This window comes from Brevibacillus ruminantium (assembly GCF_023746555.1).
GTDB lineage: Bacteria > Bacillota > Bacilli > Brevibacillales > Brevibacillaceae > Brevibacillus > Brevibacillus ruminantium.
This window is the reverse complement of the sequence record NZ_CP098755.1, coordinates 865,259-887,940: the sequence shown is the minus strand read 5'-3', so window position 1 is coordinate 887,940 and position 22,682 is coordinate 865,259. Positions and strand designations below refer to the sequence as shown.

At 47.8% G+C, this 22,682-nt stretch carries 14 protein-coding genes; 2 read left to right on the top strand and 12 right to left on the bottom strand.

All coding sequences use genetic code 11. The annotated features are described in order from the left end of the window. Positions 1-88 precede the first annotated feature (88 nt). The 10 genes from ppsA to NDK47_RS04385 all read right to left on the bottom strand — a co-directional run bounded on the left by ppsA (position 89) and on the right by NDK47_RS04385 (position 19,873). Positions 89-2,710, bottom strand: a complete 2,622-nt coding sequence (gene ppsA / locus NDK47_RS04430; protein WP_251873661.1) for a phosphoenolpyruvate synthase — start codon at positions 2,708-2,710, stop codon at positions 89-91. 295 nt (positions 2,711-3,005) lie between these two features. Then, positions 3,006-3,428, bottom strand: a complete 423-nt coding sequence (locus tag NDK47_RS04425) for a DUF1259 domain-containing protein (protein WP_251873660.1) — start codon at positions 3,426-3,428, stop codon at positions 3,006-3,008. Positions 3,429-3,484: 56 nt separating this feature from the next. Further along, entirely contained in the window at positions 3,485-3,904 is a 420-nt protein-coding gene (locus tag NDK47_RS04420; RefSeq protein WP_251873659.1) for a DUF1259 domain-containing protein, read from the bottom strand. Between the two features lie 236 nt (positions 3,905-4,140). Further along, positions 4,141-4,524 (bottom strand): VOC family protein, encoded by a 384-nt coding sequence (locus NDK47_RS04415; protein ID WP_251873658.1) that lies wholly within the window; start codon positions 4,522-4,524, stop codon positions 4,141-4,143. A gap of 223 nt (positions 4,525-4,747) precedes the next feature. After that, on the bottom strand, positions 4,748-11,080 hold the full coding sequence (locus tag NDK47_RS04410; protein ID WP_251873657.1) for an InlB B-repeat-containing protein: 6,333 nt from the start codon (positions 11,078-11,080) through the stop codon (positions 4,748-4,750). 184 nt (positions 11,081-11,264) lie between these two features. Then, positions 11,265-12,404 (bottom strand): response regulator, encoded by a 1,140-nt coding sequence (locus NDK47_RS04405; protein ID WP_251873656.1) that lies wholly within the window; start codon positions 12,402-12,404, stop codon positions 11,265-11,267. A 42-nt stretch (positions 12,405-12,446) separates the two neighbouring features. Further along, positions 12,447-15,578 (bottom strand): hybrid sensor histidine kinase/response regulator, encoded by a 3,132-nt coding sequence (locus NDK47_RS04400; protein ID WP_251873655.1) that lies wholly within the window; start codon positions 15,576-15,578, stop codon positions 12,447-12,449. Between the two features lie 112 nt (positions 15,579-15,690). After that, a complete protein-coding gene (locus NDK47_RS04395) occupies positions 15,691-18,015 on the bottom strand; it encodes an ABC transporter permease (RefSeq protein WP_251875983.1) in 2,325 nt (774 codons plus the stop codon). A gap of 2 nt (positions 18,016-18,017) precedes the next feature. Beyond that, positions 18,018-18,722 carry an ABC transporter ATP-binding protein gene (locus NDK47_RS04390; protein ID WP_305883369.1) on the bottom strand — a complete coding sequence of 235 codons (705 nt, stop codon included), beginning with the start codon at positions 18,720-18,722 and terminating at the stop codon, positions 18,018-18,020. 314 nt (positions 18,723-19,036) lie between these two features. Further along, positions 19,037-19,873, bottom strand: a complete 837-nt coding sequence (locus tag NDK47_RS04385) for a nucleotidyltransferase domain-containing protein (RefSeq protein ID WP_251873653.1) — start codon at positions 19,871-19,873, stop codon at positions 19,037-19,039. 142 nt (positions 19,874-20,015) lie between these two features. Between NDK47_RS04385 and NDK47_RS04380 the strand changes: the two genes are divergently transcribed. Together NDK47_RS04380 and NDK47_RS04375 are read left to right on the top strand one after the other, a co-directional pair. Next, the gene (locus NDK47_RS04380) at positions 20,016-20,282 is read left to right on the top strand and encodes a BlaI/MecI/CopY family transcriptional regulator (protein ID WP_322112100.1); all 267 of its coding nucleotides are present in this window, start codon (positions 20,016-20,018) and stop codon (positions 20,280-20,282) included. After that, positions 20,215-21,084 (top strand): M56 family metallopeptidase, encoded by an 870-nt coding sequence (locus tag NDK47_RS04375; protein WP_251873652.1) that lies wholly within the window; start codon positions 20,215-20,217, stop codon positions 21,082-21,084. The genes NDK47_RS04380 and NDK47_RS04375 overlap by 68 nt, the downstream gene beginning before the upstream one ends. Here NDK47_RS04375 and NDK47_RS04370 read toward each other — a convergent pair. Both NDK47_RS04370 and NDK47_RS04365 read right to left on the bottom strand, forming a co-directional pair. Further along, a complete protein-coding gene (locus tag NDK47_RS04370) occupies positions 21,042-22,154 on the bottom strand; it encodes a C45 family autoproteolytic acyltransferase/hydrolase (RefSeq protein ID WP_251873651.1) in 1,113 nt (370 codons plus the stop codon). The two genes, NDK47_RS04375 and NDK47_RS04370, sit on opposite strands and share 43 nt — an antisense overlap. Positions 22,155-22,172: 18 nt before the next feature. Next, entirely contained in the window at positions 22,173-22,646 is a 474-nt protein-coding gene (locus tag NDK47_RS04365; RefSeq protein ID WP_251873650.1) for a GNAT family N-acetyltransferase, read from the bottom strand. Positions 22,647-22,682: the final 36 nt, after the last annotated feature.

Genomic DNA, 22,682 nt, shown 5'->3' with positions numbered 1-22,682 from the left:
CGAACAGGGTAACCGCCCTTTTATCCGTGGCACGTTGCAATTAATGCTGTCCAGAAATGACAGCAGCTCTTACTTGACGTATCAGCCATTACAATATTTCGATATACCCTTCTGTTCCATGCACGCGAATTCGTTGCCCATCTTTTATCAGTTTGGTGGCATTTTCCACTCCGACAACTGCTGGCAGGCCATATTCACGTGCGATAACGGCTCCATGGGTCATCAGTCCACCAACTTCGGTGACCAGGCCTTTTATGGATACGAACAAGGGTGTCCAGCTAGGGTCAGTAAAGGAGGTGACTAAAATATCTCCCTCTTCCAGGTCAGCATCTTCCATGTTTAAGATGACACGTGCCCGCCCCTCTATAACCCCGGAAGAAACAGGCAGACCCGCAATAGCTCCGGCTGGGAGATTTTCTCGTTTGTACTCACCTGCAATGATTTCACCATCAGACGTGATAACACGCGGTGGAGTTAGTTTTTCGTATACTTTGTACTCGTCTTTTCGTTGGCTGATAATCTGGTAATCCAGTTGATTGGTGCGGACGGCTTCGTGAAGTTCTTCAAAGGTGAGATAGTAGATATCTTCTTTTTTACGAATAACTCCCGCTTGCACGAGTTGTTCGGCTTCTTTGAGCAAAGCCTGCTTATAAACGAAGTAGCGGTTAATATAACTATATTTTGGATATTCCCGATACCCAATGAGATTCCGGACTAGGTCGATCATTCTTTTTGTCTCTTTGGCTTTTTGTTCGCCATCCGGTAATTGTTTCAATCGCTTCAATAACTCTTGTTCTTTTTTCAAAGCTTCCTGTCGCCCTTGCTCAAACTTCCGCTTTGCGGCATTAGGCTCAAAGTTTTTGATATTACCCAAAATCATGGGGACAAGTGTAATTGGTTTTTCGCTCCAACGAGGTCTGGTAATATCGATTTCTCCGGCGCATCGCATACCGTATTTGCTGAGATAAGCATTGATCGCATCATGTGCTTCCTGCCCGCCCTCAAACTTATGCAATTCATCCATAAAGTGATCATCTTGTACTTGCTGCAAATACGCAATGACTTCCGGATAAGGACGTATCACATCTGCGACATCCATTAGAGCCAGACCCATTTCCGAAGTGATATTGTTTGGTACAGATTGAGACAGCGTATCTGCTGCGTTTTTTTCACCCAACCACTCCATCATTTTTTCATTGATCCATGATGAAGCATTCATAGCAGTCATGATCACACCAAAGCTTCGTGGATCAGATACGCTCTTCCTCTCCCTTAATTCCTGGATATCTTTCAGGATAAAATCAAACAGATCGGCTCCTGATTTCGTTTGGATCTTATGTTTTAACTCCTCGATCGATGATTCACTTTGCTTAATCAACTCAGAGACGATTGTCGGATCGTAATCGTTTAGTGTTTGATAATCCGCAGGCGCCGGACCTTGATTGCTTTTTCCGTTACTCTGTTCTTTTTTGTCATCCGGTACCGATTTTATAAAATTCCCCCGCTCTATGACGGTCGTCAATGCATCTTTTATGAGCGGATCGTTTTTTCCCAGGACATTTATTAAAGTTTCCCTGCCGGAAGGTGAAGCCAGCATAAGTGAAACATCAACAAACAACCTTCCGCCGGCTTTACGCATGGGCGCAGGAGTTAGCAACAGGTAAAAAGACAATCCCAATGGTTTCATGGGGTCGGTCATCATTTGTTGGTGACCCACAGATACATAAACGTGATTTTCCTGATCATTCGCCTCAGGGATCGGGTATAAAGTCGTGATTTGACGGCTTTGGACGATATAAAATTCATTGTCAGCCAAACACCATTCAATATCTTGCGGCTGGCCGAAATAAGCTTCGATCTGTCTCCCGATGCGTGCCAGTTGTAAAATTTGCTCATCCGTGAGGGTTTGCGTGTTTTGCCGATCAGGATCGATCTGCTTTGTCTCCGTCCCCCCTTCTTTCCGTCCATAGATCGCTAAATTTTTGGCGGCTATCCTTTTATCGACGATTTCCCCATCCCGTACTTTATAACCATCGGCAGATACCAAGCCGGACACCAACGCTTCTCCAAGCCCAAAACTGGCATCGATGGACAGCAGCTTCCGGTTCGAAGTAATCGGATCAGCGGTAAACAATATCCCTGAAGCCTGTGGGAAAACCATCCTTTGCACGATAACGGATAAATAAACCTGACGGTGGTCGAATCCGTTTTGCTTTCGGTAGATGACCGCGCGATCGGTAAACAGCGACGCCCAACATTTGCGGATATGCTGCAAGATGGAATCGACGCCGATGATATTTAAATAGGTGTCTTGTTGACCAGCAAAAGAGGCATGTGGCAAATCTTCAGCAGTCGCACTGGAACGCACTGCATACGCATGTTCCTCACCAAACTGGGAGAGATAGTGAGTAACGGCGCACGCAACATCGGAAGGAATTTCTGCTTCCATTATGATTTGCCTGATCTTCCCGCTGATTTCACCAATTTCATCTCGATCTTCTACTTTTAGCACGGTTAGTCGATCCAACAATGCATGATACATTTCGTTTTGTTCGATGGCTTTTTGGTATCCTGCTGTTGTAACACAAAATCCTTCTGGTACTTGTATTCCTTCCATTTTTGATAATTCCCCTAGATGTAACCCTTTTCCGCCAACGAGCGAAAGCTGCGTTTTTTCCATTTCCTGAAAACTGAGAGCCAAAGAACTCATTCAATATCTCTCCTAACCATTAAATTGAGAAAAAACATTTGACATGAGTTTACCGGCATGGTACAATTAAAGTGTAAAATGATATAATTATATTTATTTTTAATAAAAAGACAGTCGTAGTCTGATTTTATCATCGTGCCTGATTATGTGCAATATAAAAGAACCTGGTAAAACCATCCAGGTTCTTTTTTGATTTCCCGCTATCATTCGTCATATCAAAAGCCGTGGTTCGAGCCGAACACGCCATCTCAGCGTGAACTCTTTCGGGTTCGATTGTTTATACGATTCCTCACGTTCAACCCAAGAAAGCAATCGAACGTTTTACCTTCCTTGCAAATGCAATCGGATTATCGATCGACTCCCAGTGAATATACATAAGACGCGGGTTTTCAAACAGCCAGTGATTATGAACTGCTGTTACTTTGATCCCGTTATTGCGAAGATTTGTCAGCAATCGCTGTACCTGGTTTTGGAAGAGGGCCGTTTCCCCTAAACAGAGTGCGCGGCCCGAGCTGTCCAGTGATTCAAACGAGAACAGTTGATAACGGACCAAAGGAGATGTCGTACGCCTTCCTAAAATAGAAGCGTTTACCTTCCTGTTTCTGCTGACAAAACAAACGGGACCTTTTGTAATTTCATGCTCTGTCCCACCTAAAATGGTTGAAAATTGGTTACATAGTCTTTTAAAACGGGCGCTTACCTTCACTTTTCCCGTCATACAAAATCATCCTTTCCTGAATAGGATTTTACATACAGCTCCACAGCTCAACTCCCTTAACCCAGGAATGCGATAGATTCTTTGGTTTTTCTAGCAAATACAACCGGCTTCTCGATGGCCTCCCAGTGCATATACATTAAGCGTGGATTTTCTTTTAACCAGTGATTATGAAGTGCAGTTACTTTTATCCCACGTTTACGGAGATTCGAGAGCAATCGATTCACCTGATTTTGGTGTACGGCAGTCTCACCTAAACAAAGAGCGCGGCCCGACTTATCAAGAGATTCAAACGAAAACATTTGCATTTGAACCAATGGGGAGCGGGTTCTTCTTCCCAAAATCGTTGCCGGCAGGTTCGTCATCCGCGTGACAAAACAAACCGGACCTTCATCAACTTCCGACTTTCCTCCCAGGATTTTTCCAAATTGGTTACAAAGTCTTTTGAATTGCGGGCTTACCTTCACTTGTTTTGCCATATACATCCTCCTTCGATCATTTTCGAAATATCGTATGACCATACAAGGAAAATGTATTGGACGAAACACCTGAGTGATTAAATCTATTTTTGTGTCCATGTATCCTGCGTTGCATCACAGAGCTTGAAAGTTGATTCGTTAAAAACACATAACCCCGCCCTGATTTAGGACGGGGTTAAACTTAACATAACCAAAGAGTCGTTTAGAACTAGCATTTCATCTATTTCGACATAAAGTTACTTCTGCACGATCTGAATAAGGTTGCCGCATGTATCGTCGAAGACGGCTATTGTGAGTTCTCCCATTTTTGTCGGCTCCATTGTAAACTTCACGCCGTTTTCCAATAATCTTTTGTACTCATTATGAATATCAGCAACCCCAAACATGGTTGCGGGGATGCCATCGGCAAATATCTTCTTTTGATACTCTTTGGCAGCAGGATGGTTATTCGGTTCGAGTAAAAGCTCCGTACCGTCTTGATCATCCGGGGAAACGAGCGTTATCCACCTATATTCTCCGACGGGAACGTCATGCTTTTTTACAAAGCCCAGCGTTTCTGTATAAAACGCCAGTGCCTTGTCTTGATCTTGAACGAATATACTCGTAACGATGATTTTCATATTGTTTTTGCCTCCTTTTGGTTCAGCAAATTTTTAAGTGGTTCGTTGTTGAATAGAACCACTCGATATAATAGTTCACCGCCCAAAATCAACGTATTCAGCCAGAGTAACAAGCCCTTGCCAAACGTAAAACGGCACTGGAATCCATCCTCGAAGCACAAAAAGACAGGGGCAGACCTAACGGAATAATTCATGTTAGGTTTGCCCCTAATGTATATTGCTATTACTGTTGATCTCGAACTTCCAACATTCTGAGCAGCATTACTACCGCTTCCGCCCTTGTCGCCGTATCGTTCGGAACGAAATTGTTGCTGTTGCGGCCACTAGCGATGCGCTGTTTGCGAACCATCTCCACGGTGCCTTTCGCCCAATTCGGAATCTCCCCGTCGTCTGCGAAGCTGGTTGTTGCATTCTCGTCAAGGGAGAACCTTAACACTCTGGCAATCATGACCGCCATCTCCGCGCGGGTGATCCGCGCATTTGGCCGGAAGCTGCCGTCCTCGTACCCGCTGACAATGCCCGCCTTCACTGCCAGGGCGACCGCTTGCTTCGCCCATGCGCCGATTTGATCGTTATCCGTGAATGCAAGCGCCTCACTTGATCCTTCCAGTTTCAAGGCACCCGCAAGCATCACGGTAAACTCGGAACGGGTGATCGGTCCGTTCGGATTAAATGTGCCGTCTGGATAGCCACTGACGAAACCCATGCGAACGGCTTGCTTGATATTTGCCTTTGCCCAGTGTCCCGAAAGATCACTGAAGTTGACTGGTTGTTTCGTGTCTCCATCTCGGTCTATTGCGAATACCGCAAATTTTCCTAAGTGGTTGACTTTTACGGTGATTGTATTGCCGTTTACCTTGCCGCCGATATCAACCCAAACCTGCTTCGATTCGTCATAATAAAATACAGAAGGCTTTTGATGATCTTTCAAGCTTTTCGGATCGAAGGTAAAAGTAAGGGTAATCAGATTGCTGAAGTCCTCCGAAACGTTCTTCCAAATTTCGAATACCGGGCTGGCCAGAACGTCTTTGCTCGTGAACAGGTTCTGTGTATTTGCCACTTTGTTGATCGTTAGTTGCAGTTCTTTATCGAAAGCATCGGCAGGAATAACGATCTTGATCTCATCACCTAAGCTAAGTTCACCTTTTTTGCCTACTGGAAGCGTTAATTTGCCGTTTGTCGAAATCACCGTATCACTCGGAGGCTTTGATGATGAACCCCTATCAGATGAATCTTCTCTGGAAGAACGGTCTCTGGAAGAACCGCCCGTATGGTTGACCTTCCACTTCGCATATAGCGTGACGTTCGCCGTGCCCATCGTGAACGTGTCTCCTGCGGCATAGCTCGTTCCGCCGCCGTCCGCCTGCGTGTTCCAGCCCGCGAATGTGTAGTCCGTCTTTGCCAGTTTACCGCTGTTGCCAAGTACCTTGACCGTCGTTCCTTCCTCATATTCATTGCTGTCGATCGGTACGTTGCCGGATGTAGCACCGTTGTCGTGATAGGTTACGGTGTAGGTTGGTGTCGGATGCGGCGTCTGTTTCGCTCTCCACTTCGCATATAGCGTGACGTTCGCCGTGCCCATCGTGAACGTGTCTCCTGGGGTATAGCTCGTTCCGCCTCCGTCCGCCTGTGTATTCCAGCCCGCGAATGTGTAGTCTTCCCTCGACAGATCGCCGCTGTTGCGAAGCACGGTGACCGTCGTTCCTTCCTCATATTCATTGCTGTCGATTGGCACGTTGCCGGAAGTAGCGCCGTTGTCGTGATAGGTTACGGTGTAGGTCGGAGTTGGATGCGGTGTCTGATTCGCTGTCCACATTGCATACAGCGTCACATTCTCCGTGCCCATCGGGAACGTGTCTCCTGGGGCGTACCTCGTTCCGCCGCCGTCCGCCTGCGTGTTCCAGCCCGCGAATTTGTAGTCTTCCTTCGATAGATCGCCGCTGTTGCGAAGCACGGTGACCGTCGTTCCTTCCTCATATTCATTGCTGTCGATCGGTACGTTGCCGGATGTAGCACCGTTGTCGTGATAGGTTACGGTGTAGGTCGGAGTTGGATGCGGTGTCTGATTCGCTGTCCACATTGCATACAGCGTCACATTCTCCGTGCCCATCGGGAACGTGTCTCCTGGGGCGTACCTCGTTCCGCCGCCGTCCGCCTGCGTGTTCCAGCCCGCGAATTTGTAGTCTTCCTTCGATAGATCGCCGCTGTTGCGAAGCACGGTGACCGTCGTTCCTTCCTCATATTCATTGCTGTCGATCGGTACGTTGCCGGATGTAGCACCGTTGTCGTTATAGGTTACGGTGTAGGTCGGTGTCGGATGCGGCGTCTGTTTCGCTCTCCACATCGCATACAGCGTCACATCCTCCGTGCCCATCGTGAACGTGTCCCCTGGGGCGTACCTCGTTCCGCCGCCATCCACCTGCGTGTTCCAGCCCGCGAATGTGTAGTCCGTCTTTGCCAGTTTACCGCTGTTGCCAAGCACCTTGACCGTCGTTCCTTCCTCATATTCATTGCTGTCGATCGGCACGTTGCCGGATGTAGCGCCGTTGTCGTTATAGGTTACGGTGTAGGTCGGAGTCGGATTAGGCGTCTGATTCGCCGTCCACATTGCATACAGCGTTACATTATCCGTGCCCATCGGGAACGTGTCCCCTGGGGCGTACCTCGTTCCGCCGCCATCCGCCTGCGTGTTCCAGCCCGCGAAAGTGTAGTCTTCCCTCGACAGATCGCCGCTGTTGCGAAGCACGGTGACCGTCGTTCCTTCCTCATATTCATTGCTGTCGATTGGCACGTTGCCGGATGTAGCGCCGTTGTCGTGATAGGTTACGGTGTAGGTCGGAGTCGGATTAGGCGTCTGATTCGCCGTCCACATTGCATACAGCGTCACATTCTCCGTGCCCATCGGGAACGTGTCTCCTGGAGCGTACCTCGTTCCGCCGCTATCCGCCTGCGTGTTCCAGCCCGCGAAAGTGTAGTCTTCCCTCGACAGATCGCCGCTGTTGCGAAGCACGGTGACTGTCGTTCCTTCCTCATATTCATTGCTGTCGATCGGCACGTTGCCGGATGTAGCGCCGTTGTCGTGATAGGTTACGGTGTAGGTTGGTGTCGGATGCGGCGTCTGTTTCGCTCTCCACATCGCATACAGCGTCACATCCTCCGTGCCCATCGGGAACGTGTCCCCTGGGGCGTACCTCGTTCCGCCGCCATCCGCCTGCGTGTTCCAGCCCGCGAATGTGTAGTCTTCCTTCGACAGATCGCCGCTGTTGCGAAGCACGGTGACCGTCGTTCCTTCCTCATAATCATTGCTGTCGATTGGCACGTTGCCGGATGTAGCGCCGTTGTCGTGATAGGTTACGGTGTAGGTCGGTGTCGGATGCGGCGTCTGTTTCTCTCTCCACATCGCATACAGCGTCACATCCTCCGTGCCCATCGGGAACGTGTCTCCTGGGGCGTACCTCGTTCCGTCGCCATCCGCCTGCGTGTTCCAGCCCGCGAAAGTGTAGTCTTCCTTCGACAGATCGCCGCTGTTGCGAAGCACCGTAACTGACGCTCCCTTGTGATACGTATTACTGTCGATCGGCACGTTACCAGACGTACTTCCGTTGCCGTCATAGAGAACCGTAAAGAACGGATAAACACGAAAAAAATAAGGATAACCGTTGTTTATTCCTTCGCGGATGCTCCATATTGAGGAGAAATTCCATCCGACATAGGTACTTTTCTGCCACATCTCATCTGTACGTTTGCCTTCCCCTTTTCCTTCATCCGTTTGCCCTGTTGTTTCCTTATCATAATAGGATTCGATAACGGTAGAGTTATTTATCCCCACAAGTCCGCCAACGCCAGATCTCGTCATGTTTGCAACCACCGCTCCGGTCGCATAGGTGTCCACAATCCTTTCGGAATCATGTACCCCCACCAATCCGCCAACGACTTGGTCACCTGTTACCGAACCTGTCGCATAGGCGTCTCCTATGTAACCTTCATTCATCCCAACCAACCCACCGACATAATAACGCCCAGTTACTTCGCCCGTCGCAAAGGATAGTTGAATCGAACTGGCTTTGTTACTCCGACCCGCTAACCCGCCGACTTCATCTACAGCTTGAACTGCACCTGAAGCATTGGATTCCAGAATGGAGCCGTAGTTGTACCCGACCAGCCCGCCTGCATGTTTATTGCCCTCGACTGTTCCTGTTGCATAGGATTTGGAGATGGCGCCGTTGTAGTCATTGGCGCCGATCAGTCCGCCGACATTATCGCCAATGCCCTGACTCTTTACTGGTCCTGTCGCATAAGTGTCTGATATGATACCTCCGTTATTGTAACCAACCAGCCCGCCGGCCCCGTATTGGGTGCTCGTTACTACCCCTGTAGCATGGGAGTGCTGAATAGTCCCATTATTTTTACCGACAAGCCCGCCAACATCGCTGCTGCCTGTGACTGCACCTTCGGAATAGGAGTCGGCAATAACCGAAGAATTCTCACCTACCAGCCCACCTACATTTTGACCATTGCCAGTTAATTCGGTTGTCGCGGAGGAGTTAGAGATTGATCCGTAATTGTATCCCGCAAGCCCTCCGACAGCAAAGTTGCCGGCTACCGTTCCGGAAACCCAGGAATTCGTAATCGAACCGTTGTTATTGCCGACGAGAGCGCCAACACCATTGTTACCGGTTACGTCCGCTCCAGTGAAACCAACATCCTGAAGTTCGGCATTGTGTGCCGTATATCCAAATAACCCTTGGTTATCTGCGGCAGGTCGATTAATACGTAACCCCGTAATCACCTTTCCGTTCCCGTCGAAAGTTCCGGTAAACGGTGCGCCTGCCGTTCCAATCGGCACCCAGCCCGCGCCGCCGTTATATCCTTCGCCACCATCGGAGAGATATTCGGTTAAATCAATATCCGCGATCAGCTTATAAGAAGCGCTCAATGCGTTCCTTACACGACTCAGTTGATCAACCGTTTGAATTTCGAAAGGGGAACCTGCCGATCCGTCTCCACCCGCAAATTTCGCTGTCCACATCGCATACAGTGTCACATCCTCCGTGCCCATCGGGAACGTGTCTCCTGGGGCGTACCTCGTTCCGCCGCCATCCGCCTGCGTGTTCCACCCCGCGAAAGTGTAGTCTTCCTTCGACAGATCGCCGCTGTTGCGAAGCACGGTGACCGTCGTTCCTTCCTCATATTCATTGCTGTCGATCGGCACGCTGCCGGATGTTGCACCGTTGCCGTTATAGGTTACCGTAAAGGCGTTGGCGAGCGCATTTACTTCGACGCTGGCCACATCGCTGGTTGTCGTGGCTATCTTGCTGCCCGTCGCCTGGCTGTTCGTGTTCGTCACGACGACATAGTAGTAGGTCGTGCCCGCCGCTCCTGTGGGCGCGATGTACGTTGCGTCTGTCGCACCATTGATCGCTGTGCCGCCGCTGTTACTGCTTATCGTATTCCTGTACCATTGGTAGCTCAGTGTTCCGCCGTCATTTACCGTAGCCCCGATGCTCAAGGACACGCTGTCTCCCACGTTTCCTGTGTGGTCCATCGGCTGCGTGTCGATATTTGGTGCTGCTGCATTGGTCAATACAGAGGCGTTCTGCACATACAATCTGCCTCCTTCCCCAACCGCTATATACTTATTGTTGGCAAAGGCGATATGGTGGAGGTTCGTCGAAATTCCTGAGGTCTCAGCCTCCCATATCTTCCCGTCAGCAGAATGGATGACGGTGCCTGATGAGCCGACGGCTGTAAAATGACCTTGTTCATATGTGACACCATTTAGTACAACAGTCGAATCGGTTGGCGACGTCTGCCTCTCCCACGTCACGCCATCCTCCGAATAGAGGATCGCACCCCCGTTGCCCACAGCGATGAACTTACCGTCACCATATGTAATCCCAAGCGGTATACCCGGGACATTGGAACTCTTCTGCCATTTCCTTCCGTCAGGAGACGAATAAATCTCGCCGTCGTTATAGCCGTCATTCCCTACCGCCACAAATTTTCCGCCACCGTAAGCAATGTCGCTTAGTATGGCGGGTGGAAAATACATGTCATTTGATAATTTTGTTGATGCCCAGACCTGCCCATCTAATGAGTAAAGGATGGTACCGCTTTCTCCTACCGCCACAAACATGTCGTCACTGCTTGTGATTGCCCTCAGGTCGAAGCTAACACCGCTGTCTCCCGTTTTCCACGAATCCCCATCGTCAGTGGAGAAGTACAGTGCACCGAATCTGCCGACTGTCACCCAGGTATCGAGTGCGTTGGTCACATCGTTCAGGTGTTCCGTGATGCTAAGGCTTCCGCGTATGTTCCAGTTCTCCTCATCGGTCGATTTGCGAATCGCTCCATTGTTGCCCACTGTCAGCCAGGTCCCGCCGTGATGGGCCACCTTGTTCAGAGCATCTGTTGTACGTGTTTCTTTGCTTTCCCAACTTTCAGCCGCCCGCACAATTTTGACCCATTTCCCGTAGCCACTGGTATCGGCTAACAACAAAAATGTCAAGAGCATCATACTAAGAAAGCGAGTAAACGATCGAGTCTTCTCTTTCATCCTATGAACCACCTTGCTTTCCTGTCAAAATTTGATAGATAACGACAACATATCAAACCGTCCTCCCAAAATACTCCCAAGGCGTGGAGCTGTAAAAATGGTCATAAAAAAGAGAGATTCTCTTCTGTAAACTGCGAGAATCTCTCTTTTTCACCTGTTAAGTTAATAAGCGATGAATCATCTGCTACGCTTCCGTCGCTTTGTGTACGAATGCTGCCGCCAGCTTGCGGATCTCCTCCGCAGGCGCTGCGCCAAGTTCCTCTTCCAACCCTCTAACATACTGCTCATATTGGGCGCGAAAAGAACCGGCCTCCCCATCTTCGGCATACAGACGAAGGAGCTCGCCAGTTATTTCCTCATCTAGCGGGGCATGCAGCAAATAGACGCGCAGCGTCTCCTTCGCTGCCGAACGGTTCCCGATTCGCCGATAGTAGGCGGTCAACATACGGGCAAGACCTGCTTGCTTCGTCGCAATCTCGGCAGCCAGACCCGCGCTCCAGCTATAATCCTTGCCCCCGTACAAGGAACCGGCATGCGACCTCAGCAGTTTGGCGGCTTCCGCCGTATTCCGCTCATCGATCTCCGCCGTACGGTTCATGAAGTCCCGGAAACGTTCCAAATCAGAGAAATCGGGAGATAGCTGCAGACGGTATCCGTCATTGCTGTTCGATAAATCCAAGCTCACGCCTGCATCCTTCAACGCTTTTTTCAACCGGTAAACCGAATTGTGCACATTATGGAGCGCACGATCTTCATCCAGATCCGGCCAGAGCAGGTCGGCCAAGTGCCATTGTCCAACAAGCCGGTTCGGATACGCCAGCAAATAAGCAAACAGTTCTTCTGTCTTACGAGTCGGCCAGTTGATCAAGCTTCCGTTCGAGCCCCTCGTTTCAAATGTGCCGAAGCAGCGCGCGATCGGTTCCTGATCCGCCGCGACTGCGGGTCGAAGCGCCGAACGCATGACGTGAAGCTTCAGTAACCTTGCCGCTACCCGTTCCAGATCCTCCGAAGTGACCGGCTTCAGCAAATAATCGACAGCATGGACACGGAAAGCATCCACCGCATAATCCGGATACGCCGTTGTGAATACGACCTGAAGCTCCTCATTTTGCTCTTTCAGCTTCTCTGCGAGCTGGATGCCGCCCATTTTTGGCATCTCGATATCGAGAAACACGGCGTCAGGTTTCAGCTCCGCATGGCGATCCAGCGCGGCAATCGGACTGGTGAACGCGCCGGCGACTTGCAAGAGCGGATGCTCACCGACAAGTCTCTCCATCAGATCCAAAATCGGTTGCTCGTCTTCCACAATCATGACACGCAGCAAGTGCACTCCCCCCAAAGGCAACCATTTGCAACAAGGCAGAAGCTAGCCTGTCGCATTCGCCGCCTCTCGTTTTGGCAAATAAACGACGACCTTTGTTCCTTTCTCCAGGGCTGAATCAATAGATACGCTCGCACCTGGCAAGGACATCAGCCGTTTGCGGACATTGGTCATTCCAATGCCGGAACCATCCGGTCGTTCGCCTGCATTCAACTGGTACAGGACATCATCTGCCATGCCAACGCCATCGTCGACAATTTCGAACCGGATATACCCGTTTCCGTCCGTAATTGATAACGCCACGGTTCCAGTGCCTTCCTTTTCAAAAATGCCATGCCGAATCGCATTCTCAACGAATGGCTGGATTGTGAAAGAAGGGATGACGACCGATTCCAACCCGGAATCCTGCTGCAGTTTGAAGGATAAGCGATCGCCAAACCGCGCCTTCTCAATCTCCACATAAGCCCGAATCAGTTCCAGTTCTACGTTTAGCGGCACATATGGCGCGTGAAGTTCTCGCTGAAACACTGTTCGCAAATAGCGGCTCAGCATAGAGAGAAGGTAAGCTGCTTTCTCTCCATCCGTGTAACAGAAAGAAACGATGCTGCTGATCGCATTGTACAGAAAATGCGGCTTGATCTGCGCTTGAAGAAAAGCGATCTCGTTTCGCATAGCTTGATCCATCGAGGTTTTCATCGACAATAACGTCCGAACTCGCGCGGTTAACGTCTTCGCATCGAATGGCTTGGCGATGAAGTCGTTTCCTCCGGCTCGGAAGCAAAGCTCGATATCGTACAAGGAATCCTTCACCGTGGCGAAAAGGACTGGCAGTTCAAGCACGGAACGCGTTTCTCGCACGGCCTGACACAAGTCGATACCCGAGATTTCGGGCATCATGACATCCACAATCATCAGATCGACGCGCGGGTAGGCCTCCAGCTTTTGAAGCGCCTCCTTGGCGGAAAAAGCCGTCAAAACGTTATACTCGTCGCCCAGCAAGTTGAGCAAAATCCTCACATTGGACGCTTCGTCGTCGACAACAAGTACGGTGTTCTGCCGCATCGGATCGATGATGTCCAGGGGCATCTGGAGCGCGGAGGTCATCCTGCTCCCAGCTACTGATGATAACAACGATGGTGCGGCGGTTTCATCAGTGCCTCCTTGAGCAATCGGCAGGATAAAGGTCATTCGCGTGCCTTGTCCTGGCTCGGACCGCTCAACAAAAATACGACCGCCCATTCTCTCAATCAGTTTCCGGCTGATGTATAGACCGAACCCCATCCCGGTATAGCCATCGTTAGGCACGACCTGATCCACTTGCTCGAAGTAGCCGAAAATCGCTTCATGGATTTCCGGTGCTATGCCAACCCCCGTATCCTCGACCGATACGGCCACTTGGCTTTCCGCCACTACAGCACTGATTTCGATATACCCGTTTTTCGTATGTTTCATGGCATTGTGAATCAGGTTATACAGCACCTGCCGTACCCGATTCTCATCCGCAGCAGCCATTGTGCCGGGCGGAATACGGTTCTCCCAACGCACATCCTTGCCCATCAGTTCGAATTCCAGCACTTGAAACGCCGTCTCGGCGGCGACGCGAAGATCCACCGCTGTCTGGCCTAGCAGCAGATCGCCATGCTTCAACCGGACAACATCAATCAGATCGTTCACGAGCGCAGACAGCTTGGTCGACGTATCGTAAATGAGCGACAGCTCTGTCCGCTGCCTCTCGGATAACGTGCCAGCTTTGCCGTCGAGTAAATAGGAAGCGATGTTCTGGATACCGTGCAGCGGCGTTTTCAACTCATGCGAGGTATTCGCCAGAAATTCGTCCTTCAGCTTGTCGCGAACAAGCAACTGCTCTGTCAACTTCTCGGTCTGCTCTGTTGCAGAGGTCAGACGCAGTGCGAGCAGTGCATTCATGAACATAATGACGGCAAGAAAGGCCATCCGCCGTCCCATGTCGGTTTGAACCAGACCGAGCGAATAGAAGAATCCGACCAGCAGGATCATGGTGACGGAGATCAGCATGCCAACCACCAAAAAGGATTCCTTGTGCTTCAGTTGTCCGTCCTTTTTCAAGCCAAGTCTGACGGCTCGGTATAAATAGAAAGCGACCACCAGCGTAACGTACTCCCAAGGCAAATTGCCAATCTTGGAGTATACCTCGTAAGGCAGCACAAGGACGGTTCCCAAATAAAGAGTGATCGGCGAAAGAAGCAGGGCAAGATGCCTGCGTGTCAGCAGCTTGCCGTCCAGATGATGGAGGAAGATCCCAAGTACAGCAATATTAGAGAATCCGCCGAGATTATACATTTTGCGATAAAATTCATTTGATATGCCCGGCACGAGCTGCAGCAATAGTTTGTCGCCATCCAGCACGACGAGCACCATCAAGGTCAGAAAGTACAGTCCGCTGTAAAGGTACGCCTTGTCTTTCAGACGCATGACGTAAATGCTCAGGTGGTACCCGCCAAACAGAAGCAGGATAAACAGACCGAAAAATTCGAAGGCAAACAGAATTTGGTCTAACCTTGAAATATCGGCCTGTGAGCCGAAGTACAAATCCTCGAAGCCACCGCCATTCGACAGGGTGAAATTGGCCACCTGCAGGATGATTTCCATCTCCGGCCCTTGTACCCAGGCGAACGTGCTGTAAGGTTTGTTTTCAGTCTGGTAATCATGGTTGGCGGCGGTGGTCGGGTTGCCTCCATTGCCAAGCAGGAGGCCGTTCACGTAAAGGCGGTGGGACGAGTGAATGTTCGACACCCGGAATCCATACTGGCCCCCAGTCTCGGGCAGCTTCACGATTAACCGATAGGTTCCGTATGTCGTCTGGCTTGCTTTGTCGATAGGAACGCTGCTGTACCATGCATTCGGAATTTGAGCGGAATAGGTAGACGCGTTTCCCGTTCGTCCATTTCGGAAATCATCCGGCCTAAAGAGTTCATTCGGGTAAAAGCTCCACTCTCCGTTGAGCGCAATAAAGCTTTTCTGTCCGAAATCCCACTGGCTCAGATCGAGAACGCCCTGCCGTGCTTCTGGTGCGGTCCGGTCTGGAACGGTATATTGGTACAGCGCGATCAAAAGAACGAACAAGATCAGCGGGATGAGCGCAAGCCCCGCCGCCCGATAGCCGAAGCGTATTCCCTGTTGTAAACGCAAGCTTCGCATCGCCGCCCTCCTGATCCCGCCTTCGACTTTCAACATGTTCCAACAGCCAGATACGCCAACACCATTCTATAAGAACGCAATCCCAAAATACTCACAAAAAATGAGGATCCTTCTATTCTACCCCTTTTAGGGATTCAATCATATTTATCCTGGTGACTCTTCTCCTAAGTAGTAAGTTAGCGAGAATGGTAAGCAAGTATGCAAGCATAACAGATACGAACATAGTAAAAATATTTAATTGATCGGGAATTTGTTGATGGCTGCTAGACAGTCCCTTTACAACGATTGAATAAACATAGCCACTGATCGGTAAAGCTACAATGACCGCAAATGTGGTGAGTATGATATTTTCAAAAAAGATCAGTCTGTTTATTTTATTTTTTTGATAGCCTAATACCTTCAGTGTTGCTAGCTCGCGATTCCTTTCATATATGTTGATGGAAGATATTGTGTAGATAGCGCCAAAGGCGAGTATGACCGCACAAATGATAAACATGATAAAGATAAAACTGTTTTGTTTCAAAATATACTGAGCCGATTTTTTTAGATCACTCTTATCGGCAATCGTATCTACATGTTGATCTTGTTCAAAGAAGTTACGGACGCTGACAAGATCTGTAGAGCTACTGGCCTCAACGAAAAGAGAGGCGGGGCTGTAGTCTATGCCAAAGCTCTTTAAATAGGCCGGTGTGGCATAAAACGACGGATTCGAATACTGTGTAGATATTTTTAACACTTTCATATCTACTGTTTTATTTGTAAGCTCTGGTGCAACGAAATTGATTTTGATGATGTTTCCTTCTCCAATCTGATATTTATCAGCGTAAGATTTGGGTACCAGCACTCCATCATCTTCCAAAGATATCCGATTGCCATTTTCGTCAAAGAAATGAATGAGATTGTTTTCTTTTTCCGTAACAACCAAAGTGGCATTTTCTTTTTTATCGTCTTGTATGAATTCAACAAGAAACGTGGATAGATAATAATGATTTTTAATCCCGGCGGGGAGTGGTAACGTCCCAGGGGAAGTTCCCCTCGCATAATCTACTCGCAAATCATATCTATTCACATCTTCAATTTGGTTCGCTACTTTTAACAAGGCCGTTTGCGTGCCAAAGGCAGTGATTAGTAAGATAGTGCTTACCACAACACCAATGGAGCTGGCTAAAGCTTTTTGTTTATGTAAAAATATATTTCTCAAAATGAGTTTGTTACTGTAGGAAATCCGACTCCAAATACTCGGAAATCGTTCGATCAATAATTGTTTCATCTTCTTTGGGGGTTTCGGACGCATAGCCTGAGCCGCACGTTCTTTTAATATGGCTCTGCCACTCAAGTAACACGCGAGGAGTCCAAAAGCACTCGAGACAATGATGGGCGGAATGACCGAGTAAACAGATAGTGAAAATGTAATGTCAGGCAGAGAGTAGGCCCGTGCATTCGACGCAGTTATTAATGGAATAAATACGATAGCGGCAATGACACAACCTATGATTGAGCCGATGATCCCTACCAGCACAGGGTATCCCATGTAATGAAGCATGATGTTTCTGTTTTTTACACCCAACGCCTTCATAATACCTACTTGATTTCTTTGAGAATCGATCATCCTCGACATGGTAAGAAAGAGGATAAGCGCTTCAATTAAAAAGAAAACGAATGGTATCACTCTGCTCATCATTTTATTATTATGTATCGTTTGATCGATTTTGGAATAACTGAAAGTCCGTTCTTTCCTTACTTGATCTACATACGTAAGTTGTTTGGATTGCGCTTCAATTGATTTCCCTAATTCGTCAACATCGTACCCTTCTTTCGCATCAATCATGATTTCATTATAGGTAAAGCCGCCTAAGATATCAGGCAGGGCCTCTTCGGCAATATAAGCGAATCCGTTCGTTTTATGGTCTTGGATTTCGTTCTTTTTTACATATTCAACATTTTCACCCAAGCCGCTAATGGTAAACGCAAAGCTTTTTTCATTCGTACTGATACTGATTTGATCACCGACATGATACTGATGTTCGTTGGCGTAATGGGAATCCAGTAAAATCTCATTCTTTTTGGACGGAATACTCCCCTCGATCAAAGTAGGCGTATTGATTTCATTTTTTTCAGGGATTGAATGAATTTTTAATGAAGCTTTATAATCTTCAAAGGCTTGTGTCGCATCAAAGGTATAACGCCCTTCTATTTTATGGATGCCTTCTATTTCGCTTAATCCAGCCAGATCATTTTTGGAAAGGTGACTGTAATAGACATGTAAGTCGCTGACATTATGTTCTTGAAAGTAAGCATTTGTATACGCACTCAGATTATCGCTTAAAGTGACTAACCCCGCATAGAAAAAAGCACCGACCGCGATAACCAAAACAAAGGCAATAAATTGCCCGATAGATTGTTTGATATCCCTTACTAATTTTAATAGTAATTTCATAATTACCATTCAATCCCTTCAACACTCTGTTTTTCCTCATTAATCGCAACGCTTTCGATCATTCCGCTTTTCACTTTAATCACTTTATCAGCCATAGGAGCAATCGCAGAATTATGTGTGACCAAAACGACGCATTTTTTCATGTCCCTGTTCAAATCTTGAAGAAGCTTTAAGACGGACTTGCCTGTCACATAATCCAAAGCTCCGGTTGGTTCATCACAGAGTAAAAGTAAAGGATTTTTGGCAACAGCTCTCGCGATCGCCACTCGTTGTTGTTCTCCTCCAGAGAGCTGGGAAGGGAAGTTTTTGATACGATGCGATAATCCAACTTTGTGCAAAATATCTTTCGCATCCAGATGGTTTTTACATACTTCAGTGGCAAACTCAACATTTTCCAGTGCGTTTAAATTCGGGATTAAGTTATAGAATTGAAAGACAAAACCGATTTTCTCGCCGCGATATTCTGTTAATTTTCTTTCGTTGAATCTGGTGATGTGTTGATCACCTACAATCACTTGACCCGAGGTCGCCGTGTCCATACCGCCAAGTATATGTAAAATCGTACTTTTACCGGCGCCGCTTGCCCCCAAAATAACGACGAATTCTCCCTCTGATATGGAAAAATCAACACCGTTTAAGGCCTTGATCGGCACTTCTCCGATTTTGTATTCTTTGGTTACATTTTTGAATTCGATCAACGTTTTCACTGTTTCCATCTCCCCGTATGCTATTGTTTGAAATTTGTTTGGCGCGATTTCAAGGTTTACTAGAAGGATAGAATTACACCGCTAGCTGCCCCGCTGATCTGATGGAGGCAGCGCCCCGACTTCTATCATACACCAAAAGGAAGAATTTGGATCTAACAACCGATGTATTTTTGCATCGGTCTCGAGATGGAGGGATTTTTTTTTTGAACGCCAGATCGTTGCGATTCTTCATTCGACATGTTCGCAAAAAAAACGGAGTAACCTCAAAAAGGCTGCTCCGTTCGAGTAAAATAGCATTTCAACATTATGAATCACTATTTATTTAATAATCTTTCTGTTTCTGAAATGAGTTCTTGAAGTATTTCAATACCTTCCTTTGTACGGTCTTGATTTGAGGAAATCAAAGTAATAATTTGGTCTATCTTTTTCTTATAATCATTGGGTTTTGTATGAAAACCTTCAATCATCCGAACTGCCTTTTTCTCATTGATACAGTATTCCCCATTTAATGCAAATATCACTTGATTTAGACATGAAATAGAGCGGAAGACATGGCCCGCAACGTACGAAATGTCATCCTTATCCAAGTTTTTCTCAGCAAACAGTAAGGAGAAGGATGATTCAAACATAAAATATCCAATCATTGCATCTTTTAATGGTTTTGGATACGGCATGGTTTTCGCTTTTAGTTCGGCTAACTGATTGGTGGGGTCAGATAATACTTTACAAATGGAGAGTTCACCCATATACATAACATTAATATAAGCATGGGGGTGTCCAGTCTGATAATGGGGAGAAACCTTTCCCGTCAAACAGTCATCCATAACCTGTGATACCCGTTTTACATCACGGAATAAAAAATCCACATGATATCCTTGAACAATGAGCCATCCCCCGCCATTTACCCACGGACCCCATTCTCCTAAAGATGTGATGATTTTTTCCCGATGTTCATCATCTAACTTTGTAGCGATCTTACTAACTTCACTGACATCAAAGCCTGCCGCTTCATCATAATAAATCCCAATATCAATATCAGAAGCAGCATGATTCGTTCCTCTTGCTCGTGAACCTCCTAAAACTACCCCCACAATGCCCTTAACTCCACTAAGTTCTTTATTTATTTGATCAATAACCTGTTGTACAGTCATACATTATTCATCTCCAATTAAAAATATCAGCAATTTTATTCATTTTTCTTATCCATTTCTTCACGCTCCATTTCTGTTATTCATCCTTTTTCCTTCCCATAGGTTTCGATAAGACATCGTTACTATCCTTTGTTAAAGCAAGATCTGTCAGCATCAATATTTCAAAAAGAAGGCGCTCCGATTCGAGAGAGTAGGTAGAAGCTATCTGTACTACCCTGCCGTTTCCGAAAAAGAATGTGTCAAAGCGGAAAGCAAATCCTTTGTAAACAGGGTATTTGGCGGAGCAGCAAAGCTAATGGTAACCAACTTCTTGGAAGAGGGCGATTGGTCCGAGAAGGAGATTGAATCTGAGTGCCCGCCTTCAGCATGCGCTGTGGCTGATCGTGTTAGTCAGGCTGCTTTTGCCTGATTTTCCAAGCAGCCCCGCAAGCATATTTAATGTTGCCACACATATAAAAAATGCCGTTTCGATGATTCATGTTGAAGGAAACAGCCCGTCACATGATATCCCTCGAAACAGCGAAGAGAATAAAATACCACAAAATGATCATACCATTACGCCTGAAAAAAATCATGCGCAACCTGAAACAATCGAGCTGTGGGACGAAAAACAAGCACTCTACTCCTCGCAAGTTCGATATGCGTTCGGTGTACAAATCGTATCTGCGATCTGGTTGGCCGGGGCGGTAGCGTTCATTACCTCCTTTTTGTCCTACCTATTTCGGATGAGAAAGCGGCGCAGAACGCTCACTCCGGTAACAGACCCGCGGATTTTGTCTGTCATGGAAGAATGTCAAAGGAAATTTGGTATAAAAAAACCAATCTCGCTTTACACAGGCGACTATGCAAAGAGCCCGTTTATTTCTGGATTGATTCATCCGTGGATCTTTATGCCGGAAGCGGTCGCGAAAGAGTTGCCCCCTTCTCAACTGCTGCATATTTTGTCACATGAACTGGCCCATTTTAAAAGAAAAGACATGTGGTGGAATACGCTCAGCAGTTTTGTCTTGATGATACACTGGATGAACCCAATCGTGTGGATCTCTATGAAAAGAATGAAAACATCCAGGGAAATCGCATGTGATGCCTGCGTCAAGGAGGTTCTCGGAGAACATGAAGCGACTCCATATGGCTTGACGATGATTGATTTCCTGAAGCGGTTTGCCTTTTATAAAATTGGTTTGGCGATTTCGTGCTTCTCAGAAAAATGATACCTCTCATACGTACTTTGACAAGGCTGACCTTTGGATAATTCAAAGGTACCTGTCGTCAAATTCATGACGATGGAGAACAACGTACAATCGAGCAGCGCTGTCTCTTCACTCTCCTCTGCCTCCCCATGGCGGCAGATTGCATCCGGATAGCTGAAGTGATCTCGAAATATATCCTTTATATACTCCTCGTCAATACTGCCTCGCTCAGCTGTCAGCAATTTCGTCGCTCTCCCCATCCGCAAATACGTATCGGAGGCCCCCATGCGAACAGAATCATCTACCTGTATACGAGGGCTGACAAAATGATTCGTATGTGTGATATGCCCTTCCAACGGATAGAGAACGTCGTAGTTTACCTGTGCAGTCTCTACCCCTACCGCCTCACCTTCTCGATGCGCCAACAAATAATTAGCCGCCGTCCCTCGGGGAAGTCTCGTGATTTGGCGAATCGCCTGAGGCAGCGTGCTGCTATTCAATATTCCTCGCAAAATGATGTGAATCGGAACCCCAACTGATTTTTCCGAGGATCGAAGGAAATTCAGACATACCGCTAGTCCTTTGGCATTCATTCCAATTTTCCCGACGATACCCGCTTCCGTAATCATGAGAATGGTCGGTCGCGGCGGCTGCTCGATTTCTACCACCACGAGCCCATCTGCTATGAGATTGATCCAGTCCCAGTTTTGTCCGATGAGTGTCTCCTGTCTTTTCGTAGCAGGTGGAACTGCCGCTATGCATGTGCACCCGTCTGCTTTCGAAGCGGAGCCGCCCAGATTGGTAATGATTTCGCTTCGCGCATTCAAGGCAACGATATCCTGCAAATCAAGACCTGCCCCTTCGCTGATGCCTTTGATTTCTTCCATGATCTCCGCATCGTACTGCTCGATCCATGGGATAAACTGGGCAGCATATGCTGTTGCCTCTTCCCACGAAATGGCTGCCCCTTCCCGGAAGGCTCGTTCATATGCCCGCAGATTCGTTACGATTTGCTCTCTGGCAAGCTGTCCGAATTGCCTCCCTCTTTCGTATGCTGTACCGCTAATCCGAAAGACAGGAAATCCTTTCATCTTGAGAGGCGCCTCCTTTTACAATCTCTTTTCCATATAATGGCGGTCGTAACCGCTGCCGTACTCCGCAATACGTGTCTCTATAATCTGAAAGCCCGCTTTTTGATAAAGAGCAACCGCCCCGACATTTTCCGGTCCAACGGTCAAGCAAACCTTTGTAAATCCATCCTCTCGCAATTGCGCAAGCAAGCTCTCCAAAAAAGTGTAGCCATACCCCAAGCCTTTTTTGTCCGCTCGAATGTAGAACCCGTACACATACGCTTTATCGGGCTGGCGAAAATCTCTCATCAGCTCACAAACACCAACGGGCCGAGAGTCTCCTTCTTCCTGAAAAAGGATGATGCAGCCATGTCTGGCAAGCGGTACGAGCACCCATTCATCGATGCTTCCATGCACGCCAAAGGCTTCCTGCTCCAGCTCCTTCAGCATCACTAGCTGTTCCTCCGTTAATGTCTCCACGATTTTAAGTGTTGTCGCTTTTGTCCTGTGCATGGCTGTTCATCTCCTCATTCTCTCTTGCCTGAAACC